Origin of the sequence: Kribbella sp. NPDC051936, assembly GCF_040680955.1 — a bacterium.
Taxonomy (GTDB): Bacteria; Actinomycetota; Actinomycetes; order Propionibacteriales; family Kribbellaceae; genus Kribbella.
This window is the reverse complement of record NZ_JBFAXS010000006.1, coordinates 383953-401812: the sequence shown is the minus strand read 5'-3', so window position 1 is coordinate 401812 and position 17860 is coordinate 383953. Positions and strand designations below refer to the sequence as shown.

Annotated in this window: 18 protein-coding genes and 2 tRNA genes; 2 read left to right on the top strand and 18 right to left on the bottom strand. The window is 69.4% G+C overall.

Going from position 1 to position 17860, the window contains the following annotated elements:
• The 8 genes from AB0L64_RS23040 to AB0L64_RS23005 all read right to left on the bottom strand — a co-directional run bounded on the left by AB0L64_RS23040 (window position 1) and on the right by AB0L64_RS23005 (window position 7283).
• Window positions 1–876, bottom strand: coding sequence for a MurR/RpiR family transcriptional regulator (locus AB0L64_RS23040; protein ID WP_359939553.1), 876 nt, complete (start codon window positions 874–876; stop codon window positions 1–3).
• A gap of 22 nt (window positions 877–898) precedes the next feature.
• A complete protein-coding gene (locus AB0L64_RS23035) occupies window positions 899–2272 on the bottom strand; it encodes a hypothetical protein (protein ID WP_363713046.1) in 1374 nt (457 codons plus the stop codon).
• On the bottom strand, window positions 2269–3093 hold the full coding sequence (locus AB0L64_RS23030; RefSeq protein ID WP_363713044.1) for a carbohydrate ABC transporter permease: 825 nt from the start codon (window positions 3091–3093) through the stop codon (window positions 2269–2271). The genes AB0L64_RS23035 and AB0L64_RS23030 overlap by 4 nt, the downstream gene beginning before the upstream one ends.
• Window positions 3086–4018, bottom strand: a complete 933-nt coding sequence (locus tag AB0L64_RS23025; RefSeq protein WP_363713042.1) for a sugar ABC transporter permease — start codon at window positions 4016–4018, stop codon at window positions 3086–3088. The genes AB0L64_RS23030 and AB0L64_RS23025 overlap by 8 nt, the downstream gene beginning before the upstream one ends.
• Window positions 4018–5160, bottom strand: coding sequence for an ABC transporter substrate-binding protein (locus AB0L64_RS23020; RefSeq protein ID WP_363713040.1), 1143 nt, complete (start codon window positions 5158–5160; stop codon window positions 4018–4020). Before AB0L64_RS23020 ends, AB0L64_RS23025 begins: the two co-directional genes overlap by 1 nt.
• Window positions 5161–5440: 280 nt before the next feature.
• Window positions 5441–6466, bottom strand: coding sequence for a UDP-N-acetylmuramate dehydrogenase (locus AB0L64_RS23015; protein WP_363713038.1), 1026 nt, complete (start codon window positions 6464–6466; stop codon window positions 5441–5443).
• Window positions 6463–6864: a MaoC family dehydratase gene (locus AB0L64_RS23010; RefSeq protein ID WP_363713036.1), complete on the bottom strand. Its 402-nt coding sequence runs from the start codon at window positions 6862–6864 to the stop codon at window positions 6463–6465. The genes AB0L64_RS23015 and AB0L64_RS23010 overlap by 4 nt, the downstream gene beginning before the upstream one ends.
• The gene (locus AB0L64_RS23005; protein ID WP_363713035.1) at window positions 6861–7283 is read right to left on the bottom strand and encodes a MaoC family dehydratase N-terminal domain-containing protein; all 423 of its coding nucleotides are present in this window, start codon (window positions 7281–7283) and stop codon (window positions 6861–6863) included. The genes AB0L64_RS23010 and AB0L64_RS23005 overlap by 4 nt, the downstream gene beginning before the upstream one ends.
• Before the next feature lie 71 nt (window positions 7284–7354).
• On the opposite strand from AB0L64_RS23005, the gene AB0L64_RS23000 reads away from it, so the two are divergent.
• Entirely contained in the window at window positions 7355–8101 is a 747-nt protein-coding gene (locus tag AB0L64_RS23000; RefSeq protein WP_363713033.1) for a (2Fe-2S)-binding protein, read from the top strand.
• A gap of 60 nt (window positions 8102–8161) precedes the next feature.
• On the opposite strand, the gene rpmG is transcribed toward AB0L64_RS23000, so the two are convergent.
• The 3 genes from rpmG to AB0L64_RS22985 all read right to left on the bottom strand — a co-directional run bounded on the left by rpmG (window position 8162) and on the right by AB0L64_RS22985 (window position 8593).
• Window positions 8162–8329, bottom strand: a complete 168-nt coding sequence (rpmG, locus tag AB0L64_RS22995; RefSeq protein WP_130384703.1) for a 50S ribosomal protein L33 — start codon at window positions 8327–8329, stop codon at window positions 8162–8164.
• Between the two features lie 67 nt (window positions 8330–8396).
• Window positions 8397–8470: transfer RNA gene (locus AB0L64_RS22990), tRNA-Met, on the bottom strand.
• A 50-nt stretch (window positions 8471–8520) separates the two neighbouring features.
• Window positions 8521–8593, bottom strand: a tRNA-Thr gene (locus AB0L64_RS22985).
• Window positions 8594–8910: 317 nt separating this feature from the next.
• Between AB0L64_RS22985 and AB0L64_RS22980 the strand changes: the two genes are divergently transcribed.
• Window positions 8911–9543: a DUF899 family protein gene (locus tag AB0L64_RS22980; RefSeq protein ID WP_363713031.1), complete on the top strand. Its 633-nt coding sequence runs from the start codon at window positions 8911–8913 to the stop codon at window positions 9541–9543.
• Here the strand turns inward: AB0L64_RS22980 and AB0L64_RS22975 are convergent.
• From AB0L64_RS22975 to ssuE, 7 genes are read right to left on the bottom strand one after another with little or no spacing between them, the layout of a single operon-like run.
• Window positions 9540–10583: an LLM class flavin-dependent oxidoreductase gene (locus AB0L64_RS22975; protein WP_363713029.1), complete on the bottom strand. Its 1044-nt coding sequence runs from the start codon at window positions 10581–10583 to the stop codon at window positions 9540–9542. The two genes, AB0L64_RS22980 and AB0L64_RS22975, sit on opposite strands and share 4 nt — an antisense overlap.
• 7 nt (window positions 10584–10590) lie before the next feature.
• Complete coding sequence (locus AB0L64_RS22970) at window positions 10591–11367, bottom strand: DUF1684 domain-containing protein (protein ID WP_363713027.1); 777 nt, start codon at window positions 11365–11367, stop codon at window positions 10591–10593.
• Window positions 11364–12464 (bottom strand): LLM class flavin-dependent oxidoreductase, encoded by a 1101-nt coding sequence (locus AB0L64_RS22965; RefSeq protein WP_363713025.1) that lies wholly within the window; start codon window positions 12462–12464, stop codon window positions 11364–11366. The genes AB0L64_RS22970 and AB0L64_RS22965 overlap by 4 nt, the downstream gene beginning before the upstream one ends.
• Complete coding sequence (locus tag AB0L64_RS22960; protein WP_363713023.1) at window positions 12454–14391, bottom strand: FAD/NAD(P)-binding protein; 1938 nt, start codon at window positions 14389–14391, stop codon at window positions 12454–12456. The genes AB0L64_RS22965 and AB0L64_RS22960 overlap by 11 nt, the downstream gene beginning before the upstream one ends.
• A complete protein-coding gene (locus AB0L64_RS22955) occupies window positions 14388–15704 on the bottom strand; it encodes an NtaA/DmoA family FMN-dependent monooxygenase (RefSeq protein ID WP_363713021.1) in 1317 nt (438 codons plus the stop codon). Before AB0L64_RS22955 ends, AB0L64_RS22960 begins: the two co-directional genes overlap by 4 nt.
• Complete coding sequence (locus tag AB0L64_RS22950) at window positions 15701–16804, bottom strand: LLM class flavin-dependent oxidoreductase (RefSeq protein WP_363713019.1); 1104 nt, start codon at window positions 16802–16804, stop codon at window positions 15701–15703. Before AB0L64_RS22950 ends, AB0L64_RS22955 begins: the two co-directional genes overlap by 4 nt.
• A complete protein-coding gene (ssuE, locus tag AB0L64_RS22945) occupies window positions 16801–17856 on the bottom strand; it encodes an NADPH-dependent FMN reductase (RefSeq protein WP_363713017.1) in 1056 nt (351 codons plus the stop codon). Before ssuE ends, AB0L64_RS22950 begins: the two co-directional genes overlap by 4 nt.
• Window positions 17857–17860 lie beyond the last annotated feature (4 nt).

Genomic DNA, 17860 nt, shown 5'->3' with positions numbered 1-17860 from the left:
CTAGGTGTCTCGCTGGACGACGGGCTGCCCCGGCCCGTTCGGATGATGTGCGGTCAGGTGGTCGGGCACCCGCTGTGCGACCAGGACGAACAACAGGCCGGCGGTCAGTACGTCGCTCGCGCGGCCGGCGAAGAACTCGGTCCAGTTCGCGCCGTTCGGCGTACCGGTGTCGAGCGTGACGTCGGCGATCCGGCTGATCGGTGCGTCCGGCATTCCGGTGATCGCGACCGTGAGCGCGCCCTCCTCACCGGCCCGCTTGACGAAGTCGAGCGTGGTCGCGTCGGTGCCGGACCGCGTCACCGTGAGCGCGACGTCGCCCTCGTCGAGCAGACCCGCGCCGATCTGCGAGGACTGCGGACCGTCGAAGAACCACACCGGGATCCCGATCCGCAGCAGCCGGATGTACAGCTCGCGTGCCGGGATCGCATCGCCCCACTCGCCGTAGATATGCGTTCGCCGGGCGCCGGCGATCGCGTCCGCGACCCGGGTGGCCGCGGTCAGGTCGATCGCGGCCAGCGCGTTCCGCAAGGCGTTCGCCTGCGTCGACGCGAGCACGTTCAGCACCTGCTCGGGCGGATCCGCCGGGCCGATCGCCGACCCGATGTCGCTGGCCCAGCCGGCTTCCAGACCGCGGCCGACCTCCATCGCCAGCGCGGCCCGGAGCGCGGGATACCCGGCGTACCCGAGGTGGGTGGACAACCGGGTCACGGTGGCCGCCGAGGTCTGCGCGGTCTCGGCCAGCTTGGTGATCGAGCCGCGCGCGACCTCGTCCGGGTTCGCCAGGATGTGTTCGGCGACCCGCTGCATCGCCCCGTTCAGCTCGGGGAGCGCCCGCTTGACCAGTTGCAGCGGACTCGGACTACCGGCTCGTTCCATCGAGGAATCCATTCCGTGATCATCACGTATAGACGAACTGGGCACTCGCGACGCCGTCCGCGTCGCTCACCACGCGTACCCAGTGCGCACTGAACCCAGGCGGGAAAACGTGTGACCGAACCTGCCCCGGCTCGACCGTCAACGTCTCCACCGCGCCGAACCGGCCGTGGCCGTGGAAGTCGATCTCGATCGTGATCGTCAGCGGCGTCGCGGAGAAGTTCTCCAGGTGCAGGCACTTTCCGTCGAACCCCGTCATCAGGTACGGGTCGGACGGAACGCCGGCGGAAACTGGTGTTTCCCACCACGGCCCGCCCCATCCGGCCGGCTTCCCGAAGCTCCACAGGTCGTCGGTCTTGCCGAACCACAGGCCGGACTGCGGCTCGGCCGTCGTCGGGTTCTGCCCGTGGCTCGGGGACGCGTTGTCCGCGCCCGCCACCAGCAGTCCGCGCCACGAGCAGAAGTCGCCGAGCACCCACAGGTGCGTCGAGATCGGGCGGATGCCCCAGACCCGCCCGCCGTACGCCCATGGCGACACCTCGTAGAACATCCCGTGGTGGTCCATCAGCAGCCGCTCGTGCTCGACCTCGCGGATCCGCGGCCATTCGGTCTGCCACTTGTGGTCGAAGCAGTGCGAAGCCTTCGGCAGCCGGTACCGCGTCCATTTCCGGTCCGATTCGGTGAACACCTCGAGGATCGCGGACGCCCGGTCCCAGCCGGTCGCGAAGATCGTGCCGCCGAACTCGTGCCGCCCACCGATCGCGGTGAACGGATCCTTTCGCAGGATCCGCCACTGCGTACCGTCGTACTCCGCCAGCCGGCCGCGCGACCGCTCGCCCGCCCATTCCGGCTCGGAGTACTCGTTCGAGCACACCACCAGCCGGCCGAAGCTCGTGTAGCAGTCCTTGTAGTGCACCTTCATCTCGCCGTCGGTGCCGAGCTCGTCGTTGAGATCGAAGAGCTGGGTGCACTCGTACGTCGTGACGTCGAGCTCGAACAGCTCACCCTCCATCGCGAGCACGTAGACGTGCGTGTCCGGCTTGGTGAGGTGCCGCGCCGTACCGCAGACCCGCAGCGGCGCCAGCTCCGGGACCGTGACGATCTTGTGGCCCGCGGAAATCACGTGCGGTCCGAGGACCAACCGAGAGGTCGGAAAATGTACGAAACGATTCGTGTACGTTCCGTCCACGCCAAGAGTTTCCGGAACGATTTCCATCGACAGGTCGGCGTCGATCCGGCGCAGGCTCACCCCCGCACCGGACGCCGCCTTGTGGGAGTTGTAGTTCTGGACGTAGAGCTTCCCGTTCCACGGCATCAGCGACCCGACGCCGAGCTCGCTGCGCGGCGGACCGAAGTCGCCGATCTGGGCGAGATGCGGAAAGACACCGGAGATGTTCATTTGATCCCTGTATGCGTCATGGCCGCGATGAAGCGGCGTTGCAGGACGACGAAGACGATCAGCACCGGCACGATCGAGATCACCGAGGCGGCCATCGTCAGGCCGGGCGCGATCTGGCCCTGTTCGTCGACGAAGTTGGTCAGGCTGAGCGGCAGCGTGTACCGGTCCGGGTTGCTGATCAGCACCAGCGGCGTCTCGTAGTCGTTCCAGGACCACACGAAGGCGAGGATGCCGAGTGCGCTCATCACCGGTGTTGCCAACGGCAAGTAGATCCGGGTGAACACCTGCCACTCGTTCGCGCCGTCCATCCGGGCCGCCTCGGCGAACTCGGCCGGCTGGCTGACGAAGAACTGGCGCATCAGGAACGTGCCGAGCACGGTGAACATCCCCGGCAGGATCAATGCCCAGAGCGTGTCGTACAGCCCGAGCTTCTGGAAGTAGATGAACCGCGGGACGAGCAGCAGCTGCGCCGGGATGATCGCCGTCGCGAGGTACAGCAGGAACAGCTTGTCCCGGCCCTTGAACGACATCCGGGCGAACGCGTAGCCGGCCATCGTGGCGGTGATCAGCTCGCCCGCGACCCGCAGCAGCGCGACGAACACCGAGCGGCCGAACGCCGGCAGCACCGAGGTCGCCCCGCTCAGCACGGTGCTGAAGTTGTCCCACTGGAACGGGTCCGGGATCCACTGCATCGGGATCTTGTACGCGTCCACGTCCGGCTTGAGCGCGGTCGAGATCATCCACGCGAACGGCGCCAGGAAAGCGACGGCGAGGATCCACAGCGGGATCCCCCAGATCCACTTGCTGTATTTCCTAGTCATTGAGAGCCCTCCCGCGCTGCGCCCGCCAGGTCACCAGGGTCAGGACCAGGACGCCGACGAAGGTCACCAGGCCGATCGCCGACGCGTAGCCGAACCGGTAGAACTGGAAGCCGGTCTGGTACATGTAGTACGAGATCGTGGTGGTCGCGTCGCCCGGACCGCCCGCGGTGATCAGCGCGATCAACCCGAATCCCTGGGACGCGCCGATGATCATCGTGACCAGCAGGAAGACGGTGGTCGGCAGCAATGCCGGCCAGGTGATCACGCGGAACTTGGCCCAGGCCGAGGCGCCGTCGATGTCGGCCGCTTCGTACAGCTGCCGCGGGGCGTCCTGCAGCGCGGACAGGTAGATGAGCGAGCAGTACCCGACGCCGCCCCAGACCGCCATCACGATCAGCGCCGGCAGCGCCCAGTGCGACGACGCGAACCAGCCGGGCTGTACCCCGAACGCGTCGAGGACCTGGTTGACCAGGCCGGCCTTCGGGTTCATCAGCATCAGCCAGGTCATGCCGATCGCGACCACGTTGACGATGTACGGCAGGAAGAAGATCGCCCGGAGGACGGCGCGCCCCGGGAGCGGGCGGTTCAGCGCGATCGCGAGCGCCAGGCCGAGGACGACGGTGAGCGGGACCGACACCGCGACGTACACCAGCGTCAGGCCGACCGCGTGCCAGAAGCCCGGGTCACGGGCGATCGCGACGAAGTTGTCGATGCCGTTGAACGTGATGCCGCCGAGGCCGGACACCAGGTTCCAGTCGGTGAAGGCGAGCACGACCACGCTGATCAGCGGGATCAGCGTGAACGCGACCACGCCGAGCAGGTTCGGGGCGATGAACAGGAAGCCGATCCAGCCGGACGGCCGGATCCCCGGACCCTTCGCGGTCCGGGCCTCGGCACCGGCCGCGACGACGGTGGCGGTGGCCATCAGGGCCTCCTCTCGTTACGGGCGATCGCGGCGTCCGCGAGCCGCCGGACCTCGCGGATCGCGACGCCCGGGTCCTTCTCGCCGAGCCAGCACAGGTCGCGCTGCTGCTTCATCGCCAGCGAGATCTCCGGGAACCCGGTCAGCCGGGTGTCGGTGGCGAGCTTCGGGTCCGACGCCAGGACGACCCGGCGGAACGAGTCGAGGTCGAAGTACTTGTCCGGTTCTTTTCCGAGCATTCCGGAAACGATCTGCTCGTCGGTGACGTTGCCGAGCGCCGGCATCTTGCCGCCCTTGAGCATCGGCGTCGCGCCCTCGGTCAGCCAGAACTTCACGAACGCCCAGGCCGCCTCGAACTTCGGCGACTTCGGGTTGACCATGATGAAGTTGCTGTACGAGCCGCCGTTCCAGTTCTGGCCGTCGACCGTCGGCGGCGGGGCGAACGCGACCTTGAAGTCGTGCGGGTACTTCTTCGCGTCGTACAGGTACCGCAGGTTGAACGGGGCGGTCGACCAGAGGTGGAACTCCGCGCCCAGGAACGAGTTCTGCTGGTAGGCGTCCAGGTGCCGCGACAGCACCTCGGTCCACGGGAAAGCGGTGCCCTCGGCGATCATTTCCCGGCCGAGCCGGAAACCCTGCTCGAAGTGCGGATCACCGAAGTTGGAGCGGTTTCCGTCGTACCAGTGGTTCGGGCCGAGGGCGATCCGGGCGACGTCCGGGAGCGTGTACGTGCCGACCGTCTTGTCCGTCGTCAGTTTCCGGGCCGTCGCCCGGAACTCCTCGATCGTCCAGGACTGCGGCAACTCGACACCGGCCTGCTGCCGGAGCTTCTCGTTGAACAACACGAAGAACGGTTCGCGTGCGGTGGCGAGCGCCTTGACCTTGCCGTTGTCGATGTACGACCGCGGCTGCTCGGTGTCCAGGAACACCCGCAGGTCCGGATCCGCCCGCACCCGGTCGGTCAGGTCCGCCGCCAGTCCGGACCCGGCCCGCAGCGCCATCGCGGCCTGCGAATACGTGAAGTAGACGTCGATGTCGACGCCACCCTGGAGAGCGGTGTCGAGCTTGAGGTTGCCGCGGTCGTCGTTCACGAACCGCGTGTAGTTCACCTTGTACTGCGGAAACTTCGCCTGGAACGCTTTCACCACGTCAGCCGGCCCCGAGGCCGCCGGCACTCCGCCCCACACCTGCAGGGCCCCGGACCGCCCACTGTCCGTACCGGAACACCCCGGCACGACAGCCGCGGCCAGTCCTGCTCCTGCCCCGGCCAACACTTCCCGCCGAGAAAATCTTTTACGCCTCACGCGTCACCTCCGACCGGATCGCGTAAAAGATTAGCGAGCCTGCTCGGCCTTGCCTACCCTCTGGATGCAAATCTTTTTCACACGCGACGACGCCCAGTGGCCGGACGAGCCGGCGCGCGGCTCAGAAGCTGCAGTTCACCAGGACCGGCTCGTTGACGAGCCTGATGTCGAAGGACTGCTGCACCTGGGTCCGGACGTGCGTAGCCAGGGTGAGCAGTTCCTTCGCGGTCGCCTGTCCGCGATTGGTGAGAGCCAGCGTGTGCTTCGTGGAGACGCCGGCGTTGCCGATGGTGAAGCCCTTGGACACGCCGGCGTGTTCGATGAGCCAGGCGGCGCTGGTCTTCACGCGCCCGTCGGCCTGCGGCCATTGCGGTGCGCCGGCCGGGACCTCGGCGGGGGTGTCGAGGATCGGGTTGGTGAAGAAGGAGCCCGCGCTCCAGGTGTCGTGGTCGACGGGATCGAGGACCATGCCCTTGCCGCGGCGCAGGCCCAGCACGGCTTCCCGGACATCGGTCATCGGTGCGCGCGAGCCCGGTTCCACGTCGAGGACGCGCGCGAGTTCGGCGTACCCGACCGGAGCGGACAGGTCGCCGAGCTTCAACTGGAACGCGACCTCGAGGACGACGTACCGCGACGGGTCGGCCTTGAAACGGGAGTTGCGGTAGCTGAACCCGCAGTCCGCGGCGAACATCGTGCGGACCTGGTTGTCGGTCCGGTCCCAGACCCGCACCGACGCGATCGTCTCGGCGACCTCGTGACCGTACGCACCGACGTTCTGCACCGGCGTCGACCCGGTGAGCCCGGGGATGCCGGACATCGACTCGAGCCCGCTCCACTCCTCGGCGATCGCCCGCTGCACGACGCCGTCCCAATCCTCACCGGCCGCGATGTGCACCGTCGCGCCGGAGCACATGTCCGCGTCGACCCGGATGCCGGACGTCGCGACCTTGATCACGGTCCCACGGAAACCGTCGTCACCGATCACGACGTTGCTGCCGCCGGACAGCAGCAGCACCGGCTCCCCGGCGGCGTCGGCATCGCGAACCGCGGTGATCAGGTCGTCCTCGGTGCCGACCTCGAGGAACTTGTCGGCCGGCCCGCCGATCCGCAGCGTGGTGTGGTCGGCCAGCGACACATGCGTACTCACCGGACGCGCACGACCGCCTTGGCCCGGCCGAGCACCTTCTCCTCGCCGGCCACCGCGGTGATGTCGATCTCGGCGAGCCCGTCCGCGACCTTGTCGACGACGGCGGAAAACGTCACATTCGCGCCCTTGTCGTCGTCCGGTACGACGACCGGCTTGGTGAACCTGACGCCGTACTCCACCAGGTCGGCCGGGTCGTCGAGCCAGTCCGTGACGACCCGCGCGGCCGAGGCCATGGTGAGCATGCCGTGCGCGATCACTCCGGGCAGCCCGAGCGCGGCGGCCATCCGGTCGCTCCAGTGGATCGGGTTGAAGTCGCCGCTCGCCCCGGCGTAGCGGACCAGGTCGTCACGCCTGAGGGTGACGGTCAGCGGCGGGAGGTCCGTGCCTGCCTCGATCATGCGTCCGCCCGGTTGTGCGAGAGGGTCGACGTCGCCGTGCCGATCGGCTCGCCGTCGACGGTGGTCAGGGCGGTCTCGTACATGATCACCTCGACAGGACCGGCCTTGCGCACGGTGGTGATGGTGGCGGTCGCGGCGATCTCGTCGCCGGCCTTGATCGGGCGGGTGTAGCTGAACTTCTGCGCGCCGTGCACGATCCGGTCCAGCCGCAGGCCCAGCTCCGCGTCGTTCAGCAGCTCCTCGAGTGCCCGGCTGCCGATCACGAACCCGAACGTTGGCGGTGCGATCGGGTCATCACCCCGGTACGCCGGGTTACTGTCGCCGATCGCGTCGGCGAACTCCCGGATCTTCTCCCGGCCGACCTGGTAGGACCCGGCGGCCGGGTAACTGCGGCCGACCATCGTGGCGTCGATCGTCATATCCGCTAACCCTACTGGCAGACTGTGCCGAGGGTTTCCGCCGCCCACGATTCCGACGGAGAAGGTTGAACGTGACGGCAGTGGCGGCGCTGGCGAAGTACGCGCCTCGGTACCGGCTGGAGATCGGTGAGCCGGAAGGCTCGGACTGGTTGCGGGTGGACCAGATCCTGGAGCCCGGCAGTCCCGAGCTGACCGAGCTGCTCAAGCGGGACGACGAGGCCAGCTCCCACCGGTCGGCGCACGCGAACGCGCTCAGCATGATGTCGTTCTACGCCGGCCGCGCACCGGCGACCGCGCTGCTGCTCTGGGCGCTCGAGGGACACGTCCTCGACATCCGCCCGCAGAATCTCTGGGTCCGCCCGCACCCCGGCCACGGAATCGCCGCGGTCGCCGTTCGTTCCGCGGATTTCCTGCCCGGCGGGCTGGAAACGCTGTACGACGTCGTCCTGCGGAAACACCTGCTGCCGCTTTCCGAGGAGCTGCACCGGCGGACGCGGGCCGGCCTGCGGCAGGTGTACGGCGGCGTGGCGGCCGGCTGCGCGATGGGGTTCTGCGCCGCGACCCGCGAGGACGTCACGGTCGAGCCGGCGTACCTGCTCGAACGGTGGCAGACCTTCGTCGCGAAGGCGCCGGGCGGACTCGCGCGGCTCGGGGACGTGGAGGTGGCGGGCGGGAAGCTCGTCTACCTGCGGAACACGTGCTGTCTGTACTACACGAGCGAGACCGGCAACGGCACGCTCTGCGGCTCCTGCTGCCTGACTCCCCGTGACGAGCGTCTCACCGCCTACGAGGGCGGCCGGCCGATCCTCACCGTCTGAGGGAACAGCAAAAGGCCGCTCCAGGTGATCCGGAGCGGCCTTCGCGAAGCGATGCTGAGGTCAGCGGGTCTCGCGGTGGTCGGTGTGGTCGTTGCACCGGTGGCAGTACTTCTTCAGCTCAAGACGGTCCGGGTCGTTACGCCGGTTCTTCTTGGTGATGTAGTTCCGCTCCTTGCACACCGTGCACGCCAGAGTGATCTTCGGGCGGATGTCGGTCGACTTGGCCACTGCTGCCTCTTCTGTCAGGAGTGCGCAACTGAGGTGATCGCACTCTCGATGTACTGCCGTTGGTGGGTAGCGGGGGCGGGAGTCGAACCCGCGACACCACGATTATGAGCCGTGTGCTCTAACCACCTGAGCTACCCCGCCGCAAGAGTCCGTCATCTCACCCGGCGGACCGGGTGAGATGTCGTTCTCAGAGCCCCTTTACGGAATCGAACCGTAGACCTTCTCCTTACCATGGAGACGCTCTGCCGACTGAGCTAAAGGGGCGGGCCGAGGAGAGAGATTACACGGTCCCCCGCCTCGATGTGAAATCGAGCCAGAAGCGCCTTGCAGGCCCCTCAGTCCGTCCCGGAAAGCATACCTGCTCCGGCGAGTGCTTCTGACCATTTTCCGCTCCGGTCCGGCACGGTCGGTGAGACCGCGGTGCAACGCCGGTGAGACATCCGGATGCGCTCCTGGGGTATCGGCGCCGGACGGCGAGGTTTCCGCGAGTTCCGGGAGTTTCTGGGAGTTTCCGGGCACCCGGGTGTCGAGATCTCCCGGGCGGCTTCGTCCTAGGGACAGAACCTACGAGAGGAGCACGAATGTCCGAGACAGCGATGCCGCCGGTCGTTTCCGCCGACGAGTGGGCCGCGGCTCGTGCGGAGCTGCTGGTCGCCGAGAAGGAGGCGACGCGCACCCTCGACCGGATCGCGGCGCAGCGGCGGCGGCTGCCGATGGTGCGGTTCGGCGAGTACACGTTCACGTCGGCCGAGGGCCCGGTCACGCTGCGGGAACTGTTCGGCGAGCATCGTCAGCTCGCGGTGTACCAGTTCATGAACGCGGGGCCGGACGCGTTCTGCGGCGGTTGCACGTATTTCACCCAGAACGTCGCCAACCTCGACGGGCTGGCACGGAACGACATCGCCTGGGCGACGGTTTCCGACATGCCGATCGAGCAGATGGCCGGGTACTGGAAGGAGATGGGCTGGCAGCACATCCCGTTCGCGTCCTCGGCGGGTACGACGTTCTCCGCCGACTGCGGCGCCGGCGGCGGTTTCCTGCTGAACCTCTTCCTGCGGGACGGCGACAACGTTTTCCGCACCTACACGACCGGTCAGCGCGGCGTCGACCACCTGCTGTTCAGCAGTACCGTTTCCGACCTCGCGGCGTACGGCCGCCAGCAGGACTGGGAGGACTCCCCGGCGGGCTGGCCGCAGGCGCCGACGTACGGCTAGGTCCAGACGCGGCTCGGGTAGGCCGCCCGGAGCGACGGCATCACGTCGGTGACGAACGACTCGACGGACTCCCGGTTCTCCGCCGCCGGGAGTCCAGGGACCTCCAGGGAAATCCCGGAAAGCTCGTGCCCGAACGCTTCCTGGTACCGGCCGAACTTGTCGATCACCTGCTCCGGCGATCCGACCAGCACCGATCCGCCGTCGAGGAACTCCTCCAGCGTCCGGAACGGCAACTGGTTGTGCCGGGCGCCCGGCGAATCCATGAACGCGTCGAAGACCGGCCGGTACCCCTCCACCGCCTCCTGCGAGGTCTTCTTCACGTACAGCCCGTTGAACCCGGCGCCGACCACAGCAGCCCCCGGGTCCCGCCCGTACGCCTCCCAGCGCTCGCGGTAGTGCCGGATCAGGCCGGCGTACTTCTCCAGCGGATGGAACCCGTTCGCCGAGAACAGCGGATCGCCCCAGCGCGCAGCCAGCTCGGTGGACTCCGTCGACGACGCCGAACCGTGCCACAACGGGATGCCGTCCGACCGGTACGGCCGCGGTTGCGTGGTCGCGTCCGTCAGCGCCGGCCGGTAGCGCCCGGACCAGGACACCCCGGTCTCGCGCAGCAACCGCCGGAGCAACTCGTACTTCTCTCGGTTGCGGTCCCACTGCCCGTCCAGCTCGTACCCGAACAGGGCGTTCTGGTCCGGGTCGTTCCCCTTCCCGATGATGATGTCCAGCCGCCCGCCCGACAGCTGATCGAGCGTCGCGTAGTCCTCCGCCACCCGCACCGGATCCAGCAACGACAGGACGGTCACCGTGGTCAGGAGCCGGATCCGGGACGTCACCGCCGCGATGTAGGACAGCACCACCGGCGGCGACGACGAGATGAACCGCTGCGCGTGCCGCTCCCCGACGCCGTACGCGTCGAACCCGAGTTCCTCGGCCCACTGCGCCTGCTGGACGACGTGCCGGAACCGCTCGGACGGCGTGAGCTGGACGCCGCTGATCGGATCCGGCGAGTTGTCGATCAGCGTGTAGGTACAGAACTTCACCTGGCAGTCACCGCACCTTCTTCTCGCCCGCGGTGACCGGGAGACCGAGGCGGTTGCCGGGCACCGGCGCCGGGCACGTCCCGTACGCCGTGAACGCGAACGGCAGGTTGATCGTTCGGTTGAAGTCGATCCGCACCGATCCGTCCCGCTCGACGGGCCCGGTCGTCACCGTGCGCCAGGGCGCGGTCTCCTCCCCGTTCGTCTTGTCGTGGAACGCGACGTTCAGCCGGTTGTCGCTCGCGGCGGTCGCGGCCAGCTCGTACGCCATACCGCCGAGCGCGACGTGCACGGTGCCGATCGCGGTGATGTGCTGACGCAGGTCGTCGCGCGCGGTCGCCACCTCCAGCCGTTGTGCCTTCGGGTACGGGCTGAAGTAGCCGGTGACCGTCCAGGCGTCGTCGAGCGGAAACGCCGGAACGCCGTCGAAGGCCTTCCGCGTCGCAGCCTCCGGATCCCGCTGCCGGACGGCGTACCGGCCGCCGCGGAGAACGAGTTCCGCCAGGCGGTTCCCGTGCAGCAACCAGCTCAGCGAGCCGGCTTCCGGAACGCTGGCGGAAACCGTTCCGTGGACCGGTTCGCCGCCGAGTGTCAGCTCGCCGGCGGCGGTCACGTGTGCCTGCTCGTCGGCCCACCACTGCCCGGGCAGGCCGGCGATCGCCGTCGGTGTGGCCGGCAGCCAGTCGAAGGCGACGACGGACAACCAGCCGTAGTCGGTGTCCAGGTCGCGTTCCCGCGCCGTGTGCCAGGTCTGCCAGTCCAGCTCCAGGTCGGAAACGACGGTCATGATGCTTTCCTCTGTTCGCGGTGGGCTACCTCGGAACGGACCAGCGGGATGACGTAGCGGCCGAAGTCGATCGCGTCGTCGTAGATGTCGTAGCCGCGGGCGGAGAAGATCCGGATGCCGAGGTCGTAGTAGTCGAGCAGCGCAGCGGCCACGGTGTCCGGCGTGCCGACCAGCGCGGTGGAGTTTCCGCCGCCGCCGGTCAGGCCGGTCGGCGCGGTCCAGAGCGCGCGGTCGTGGCGCTCGCCGGCCGCGACGGCTTTCAGCAAGCGCTGCGATCCAGCGTTTTCCGGAGTCTTCGACCGCAGCCGGGTGCTCGCCGGGACGCCGCCGGCCTGCACGTCCTTGATCCGGCCGAGGATTCCTTCCGCCTTCTCCCAGGCGAGGTCCTCGGTCGGCGCAAGGATCGGCCGGAACGCGATCTGGATCGCCGGCCTGTCCGTCCGGCCCGCCTTCGCCGCCGCGGCGTCGATGGTCGCGAGCTGCTCGCGGGTCCCGGCCAGCGGTTCACCCCAGAGCGCGAAGATGTCCGCCTCGGCCGCGCCGACCGCGTACGCCGCCGCCGACGAGCCGCCGAACGAGATCCGCGGCCGCGGCTGCTGGAGCGGCTTGATGTCGGCCAGGAACTGCTCGAACCGGTAGTGCTTTCCGTTGAAGTCGAACCGGGTGTCCGACGTCCAGGCCTGCTTGAGGATCTGGATGAACTCGGCCGTCCGCCCGTACCGGTCGTCCTTGGCCAGGAAATCGCCCTCGGCCGCCTGGTCCGCGGTCGAGCCGCCGGTGATCACGTGCACCTCGAACCGGCCGCCGCTGAGGTGGTCCAGGGTCGCAAACGTTTTCGCGGTCAGCGTCGGGTAGGCGACGTTCGGCCGGTGCGCGACGACCAGGTTGATCCGCTCGGTGCGCCCGGCGACGTACGCCGCGACCTGGGCCGGGTCGGGCGAGCCCGAATGGTAGGCGAACAGGATGCGGTCCCAGCCGTTGTCCTCGTGCGCACGAGCGAGCTTGCTGGTGTACTCCAGGTCCAGCGGACCGCCGGTCCGCGGCGTCACCTCGCTGGCCGGGTTGGTTCCGGCGATCCCGAGGAACTCAACTGGCATGGCGTTCTTCCTTCCGTACGGTGGGTGCGAGCAGCGTGAGGAGGTCCCGGGCGACGGCGTCGTTCTGCCGGAAACCGGGACCGTTGAAGTGCGGGCGGGAGAATCCCGACGAGCCGGCCGATCCGGACACCGACGGTCCGAGCAGGAACAGCGCCGGATGGACCGACCCGTCGGCGCGGATCGCCCGGCAGCGCGAGTCGGCTTTCAGCTGGCCGCCGCCGAGACTCGTTCCGTCGGCCGCGAACAGTTCGTCGGCCGCCAACGCCCCGGAGTCGAGCAGACCGCGCAGCAGCGGGTCGGTGGTCGCCAGGACGTCGGGCCGCGGCAACCGCGCCTCGACGAACGCCCGCGCGCGGATCTCACCCGCGACGGCCGGGCTGGTGGCCACGAACTGATCGTTGTCGAGAGCAACTTCCAGGTCCGGCCCCGCGAACCGGACGATCCCGGCCCGGTGCAGTGCGAGCAGCTCCTCCAGCCGCCGCGGCGGCGGCCCGCTCGCCACGAACGAGAAGAACCCGTGCCACTCGCCCTCCACCCGCCGCACCCGATCCTCGTCCGACAACTGCCCGTCGGTGATCGCCCGCGACAACACGCTGTAGATGCTCAGCAGCGAGTTGAACACGGCCAGATCAGCCGAGTACGCCGAATCCCCCCGCCGCAGCAGGTCCCCCTCGATCGCCTCGACCAGGAACCGCTCGAACCGCTCGCGGTCGCCGAAGAACAGCCCGGCCAACGGGCGATCCACCTCCGTCCGGACGAACCGATCGGCCGGATCGGGCACCGCGGCCGCAACAACCGCCGCGAACTCGGCCTGCGGTTCGGCGGCCGGCCCGCGCCCCGCTTCCGGACCCGGGGTCCCCGCACGCGCGGGAGCCCAGTGGTCCAGCGCGGTCGCGAACTCGTCCCACGACCACCGGGTTCGTTCGGGGTGGGCCGTGAACAGCTGCTGGTAGTGGGCGAAGGCCAGCTCTTTCTCGATCAGCGGCAGCACGTCCCGGTCGAAGTCGAGCGGTCCGTCGCCCAGCGCCTCCTTGGTCAGGTAGCGCGTCGGGACAGGCTTCGTCCCGGGCGCGGTGTAGCCGAGCTTCGCGTGGTACGGAACGCCGCGGCGCGACCCGACGTACAGGATCGGCTCGTCGCCGGACGCGTGGTACTCGAGCAGTCCGTCGCGTTCCTCGTACCAGCCGCCGCGGCCCTCGGTCAGCAGCACCATCAGGTCGACGAACGCCTGCCCGAATCCGCGGACGATCACCGGCGCGTCAGGCCACAGCCCGTCCAGGTCGACATCGGCGGTGTACCCCGGCGGGAGATAGGTCAGCCCGGCGTCCGCGGCCTGCGCCGCCCACGCCGCTTCCGATGCCGTCGGCAACCGATCCAGGTAGCCGAGGGCGAGCATCACCGCGTCGGCCGCGATCTCCCGGCCCGACTCGAGGATCACCCGCTGGTCCCCGGTGAGCTCGACGGCCCGCTCGCGGTGCGTGGTGACGGTCGCGGGAAGATCGCGGACGACGCGCTCCCACACCCACGCCAGGTACTCCGCCTGCACCAGCCGGGGCGGGAAGTCCAGCGGACCCGGCGGTTCGAGCCCGGCCTTCTCGAGGATCACCGCGCCCTCCCCGGCGACCCAGGTGGCGAGGTCCGGCCCGGGCACGATCGGCCCCTCGCACTCGACCGACTCGTCGGTGAAGATCGTGATGTCGGACGTCATCGAGTTCATCCACAGCAGCCGCGACTGCTCCCGCCGCCAGATCCGCCCGCCGCCGACGGGATACGGGTCGACCACGTGGATCTCGACCCGGCGGCCGCCGAGCAGTTCGCGGGCACTGGCCGCGAACCGTTCCAGCAGCCCGACCGTCCGCGGCCCGCCGCCGACGAACACCACCGTCGCGGCCGGTTCCTTCCACGACTGCAGTTCGGCCACGGTCATCGGACCAGCCCCAGATGGTCCCGCAGCGTGGAGCCGCCGTACTCGGAACGGAAAACGCCGCGTTCGCGCAGCAACGGGACCACCCGGTCGACGAAGTCGTCGAGCCCGGACGGCGTGAGGTGCGGAACCAGGACGAAACCGTCGGCAGCGTTTTCCTGGACGTGCCGGTTGACCGCCTCCGCGACCGTGCCGGGCGACCCGACGAACGTCTGCCGGTTCTGCTGGTTGATGACGGTCTGCCGCAGCGACCAGCCGTGCGCCTCCGCCTGCGCGCGCCATTCGGAAACGATCGGAAACGGATCGTTGTACCCGACGCGGCCCTGCGTCACCGATGACCCGACGACCGGGTCCTCGGCCGGCAGCGGACCGTCCGGGTCGTACGCCGACAGGTCGCGTCCCCAGAGCAGTTCGGCGAGGACCAGCGCGGTCGGGCCGGAGACCTGCTGTTCCCGGATGTACGCCGCTTTCTCGATCGCGTCGGCGTCGGTGTCCGCGACGACGACCGTCACCGCGGGCATGATCTTCAGCGACTCGTCGGTCCGCCCGTACTTCGCCAGCCGCGCCTTCACGTCCTTGTAGAAGGTCTGCCCGGCCTCGAACGTCCCGTGCCGGCTGAAGATCACGTCCGCGCTCGACGCGGCGAACTCCCGCCCCTCGTCGCTGTCACCGGCCTGGATGACGACCGGCCGGCCCTGCGGCGACGGCGGCAGACCGAACCGGCCGCGGATCGTGAAGTGATCGCCGTCGTCCGCGAAGGCCCCGGCGCCTTCGCGGGCGAAAACGCCTTCCATCTGGTCGAGGACGAGTTCGTCGGCACTCCACGCGTCCCAGAGTTTCCGTACGATCCGCAGCGTTTCCTGCGCCCGGACGTACCGGTCCGACTTGTCGAGGTACCCGCCGCGGCGGAAGTTCTCGCCGGTGAACGCGTCCCAGGACGTCACGACGTTCCAGGCCGCGCGGCCACCGGAGACGTGGTCGAGCGTGGACAGCCGCTTCGCCAGCTCGTACGGCTCGTTGAAGGTCGAGTTCACGGTCGCGGCCAGGCCCAGGTGGGTGGTGACCGCGGCCAACGCGCTGAGCACGGTCAGCGACTCGGGCCGGCCGACGACGTCGAGGTCGTGGATCCGGCCCTTCACCTCCCGCAGCCGCAGTCCCTCGGCCAGGAAGAAGAAGTCGAACGTTCCGCGTTCCGCTGTTTCCGCCAGCTGACGGAACGATCCGAAATCGATCTGCGAGCCGGCCGCCGGGTCCGACCACACGGTGGTGTTGTTGACGCCCGGAAAGTGCGCGGCCAGATGAATCTGCTTGGTCATCGCGCACTCCTCGCGTACCTGTTGGCCGGCCGCCGTAACCCGAGCCGCCCGCGCAGACTCCCGGCCCGCTCCCCGGGCCCGGCCAGCCCGCGTTCCCGCAGCGCCGGAAGCAACTGCTCCGCGATCACCGGCACGTCCAGCTCGAGCGAAGCCGGCCGCAGATGTACGCCGTCGGCGCCCGCGGCGACCCACCGCTCGATCGCCTCGACCAACCGCTCAACGCCCTCGCCATGCGGCCGCACCCCGACCGACACCAGCACCACCGGTTGCCCCGCACGGCGACGAGGCGCATCGGCGGTCACGGCCACACTCCGCGGCCCACCGTCGGACGCAACACTCACACTCCGCCGATCACCGTCCCGCAGCGCCCGCACTTGCGCGGCCACGTCGTCGGACTCCGGCAGCAACACCAGCTCCGCATCGACCGCCGCCGCCAGCGCCTCGGGGCCCGTCGCCCGAATAGCAGTGATCGGGTGCCCCTGCGGCGGCCGCGGCACGATCGACGGGCCTTTGACGCTGAACGTCGGCGCCTCGAAGTCGACGTAGTGCAGCTTCTCGCGGTCGATGTACCGCCCGGTGGCCGCGTCGCGAATGATCGCGTCGTCCTCCCACGAGTCCCACAGCCGGCGCCCGGCGTCGACGACGTACCGCGCCTCCCGCCAGGTCTCGGCGGCCGGCGCCGGCTCGCGCCGGCCGATCACCGCCGCCGCCTCGGCCGACGTCGACACGTCCGCGATCCACCCGGCCCGCCCGCCCGAGATGTGGTCGAGCGTCGCGACGGACGCCTGCACGTGGAACGGTTCCGTGTGCGTCACGGTGATCGTCGGCAGCAGCCCGATCCGTCGCGTCACCGGCGCGACCCGCGCGGCGAGTCCGAGCGCGTCCAGCCGCACGCTGACCCGATCGGGTACGTCGTCCGGCGCCTCGAGCGTGTCCGCGAACGTCACGAGGTCGACACCCGCCGCCTCCGCCCGCTGCGCCGCCCGGACGGCGAGCTCACCGGTCAGGATCGCCCGCGGATCGAGGTCCGGCCCGCGCCACGCGCCTGGGTCCGCGCCCGCACCGTCGATCTCGATCGCGGTGATCACCGGCCTGCTCACGAGGCCGCCTTCAGCGCCACGGAAAGTTCTTTCCGGAACGGCAACGGACCGATCGACTCGGGATCGGCCTCGGTGTCGAACTGCGGCTCGAACCCCACCGCCAGGTACAGCGCCGCTGCCTCCGGCTGCCGCGGACCCGTCGTCAGGTACAGCCGCCGGTACCCGAGATCCAGCGCCGCCGCCTCGAGCTCGGCGAGCACGCGACGCCCGAGGTCCTGCCGGCGATGGACCTGTGACGTCCACATCCGCTTCACCTCGGCGGTCTCGTCGTCGTACCGCCGGATCGCCCCACCGGCAACCGTTCGACCGCCGGACCGCAGCAGCACGAACGCGCCGCCGCGCTCGGCGTGGAAGTCCGACGGCGGAACCTCGGTCAGCTGCGTGTTCTCGTTCGTCCGCCCGTACCGCGTGCTGTACTCGACGACCAGATCCGCCAGCAACGGCGCCGCCTCGGGATCCTCCGGCCGGGCCCGGATCGCCTCCACACCGGCGAGTTGCACCGGCGGACCCTCCACCGGTTGCCCGCCCTCGACCGTCGCGAGGAACGCCTCGGTCACCTGGTACAGCGGCACCGACGCGGTCGGGTCGAGCAACAGCCCGCCCCCGTCGTACAGCTGGATGTGCGACGACAGGACGAACCACCCCTGGCCGATCGCGCCCGCGCCGAGGCTGGTGAGCACCGGCCGGAGCGCGTAGTCGATCACCAGCACATGCGCCGGCGTACCGCCCGTTGCCAGCGGCAACACTGTCTTGCCCTTCAGCGCGTACTGCGGCAGGAGGTCGAGGAACACCTTGAGCAGTCCGGAGTACGCGGCCTTGTAGACCGGCGTGGTGACCACGACGGCGTCGGCGGATTCGAGGATCGCTGCCGCGGCGGCGACCGCCGGATGGTCCGCCTGACCTCGCAGCAACGGCTCGGCGGGGAGGTCGCGCAGCACGATCGGGGTGACCGTGTGACCGTGGCTGATCAGGCGCTTGGTGACGTGGTCGAGGACCGCGTCGGTGCGGGACGGAACCGACGGGCTGCTGGAGATCGTTGCGATGGTCGCCATGAGT

Excerpts from the sequence above, each read along its gene's own strand:
- ssuE (WP_363713017.1), bottom strand. The coding sequence starts at position 17,856 with ATGGCGACCATCGCAACGATCTCCAGCAGCCCGTCGGTTCCGTCCCGC.
- AB0L64_RS22960 (WP_363713023.1), bottom strand. The coding sequence starts at position 14,391 with ATGACCGTGGCCGAACTGCAGTCGTGGAAGGAACCGGCCGCGACGGTG.
- AB0L64_RS23040 (WP_359939553.1), bottom strand. The coding sequence starts at position 876 with ATGGAACGAGCCGGTAGTCCGAGTCCGCTGCAACTGGTCAAGCGGGCG.
- AB0L64_RS22955 (WP_363713021.1), bottom strand. The coding sequence starts at position 15,704 with ATGACCAAGCAGATTCATCTGGCCGCGCACTTTCCGGGCGTCAACAAC.
- AB0L64_RS23030 (WP_363713044.1), bottom strand. The coding sequence starts at position 3,093 with ATGACTAGGAAATACAGCAAGTGGATCTGGGGGATCCCGCTGTGGATC.
- AB0L64_RS23025 (WP_363713042.1), bottom strand. The coding sequence starts at position 4,018 with ATGGCCACCGCCACCGTCGTCGCGGCCGGTGCCGAGGCCCGGACCGCG.
- AB0L64_RS22965 (WP_363713025.1), bottom strand. The coding sequence starts at position 12,464 with ATGCCAGTTGAGTTCCTCGGGATCGCCGGAACCAACCCGGCCAGCGAG.
- AB0L64_RS23005 (WP_363713035.1), bottom strand. The coding sequence starts at position 7,283 with ATGACGATCGACGCCACGATGGTCGGCCGCAGTTACCCGGCCGCCGGG.
- AB0L64_RS22970 (WP_363713027.1), bottom strand. The coding sequence starts at position 11,367 with ATGACCGTCGTTTCCGACCTGGAGCTGGACTGGCAGACCTGGCACACG.
- AB0L64_RS23010 (WP_363713036.1), bottom strand. The coding sequence starts at position 6,864 with ATGATCGAGGCAGGCACGGACCTCCCGCCGCTGACCGTCACCCTCAGG.
- AB0L64_RS23035 (WP_363713046.1), bottom strand. The coding sequence starts at position 2,272 with ATGAACATCTCCGGTGTCTTTCCGCATCTCGCCCAGATCGGCGACTTC.
- AB0L64_RS22980 (WP_363713031.1), top strand. The coding sequence starts at position 8,911 with ATGTCCGAGACAGCGATGCCGCCGGTCGTTTCCGCCGACGAGTGGGCC.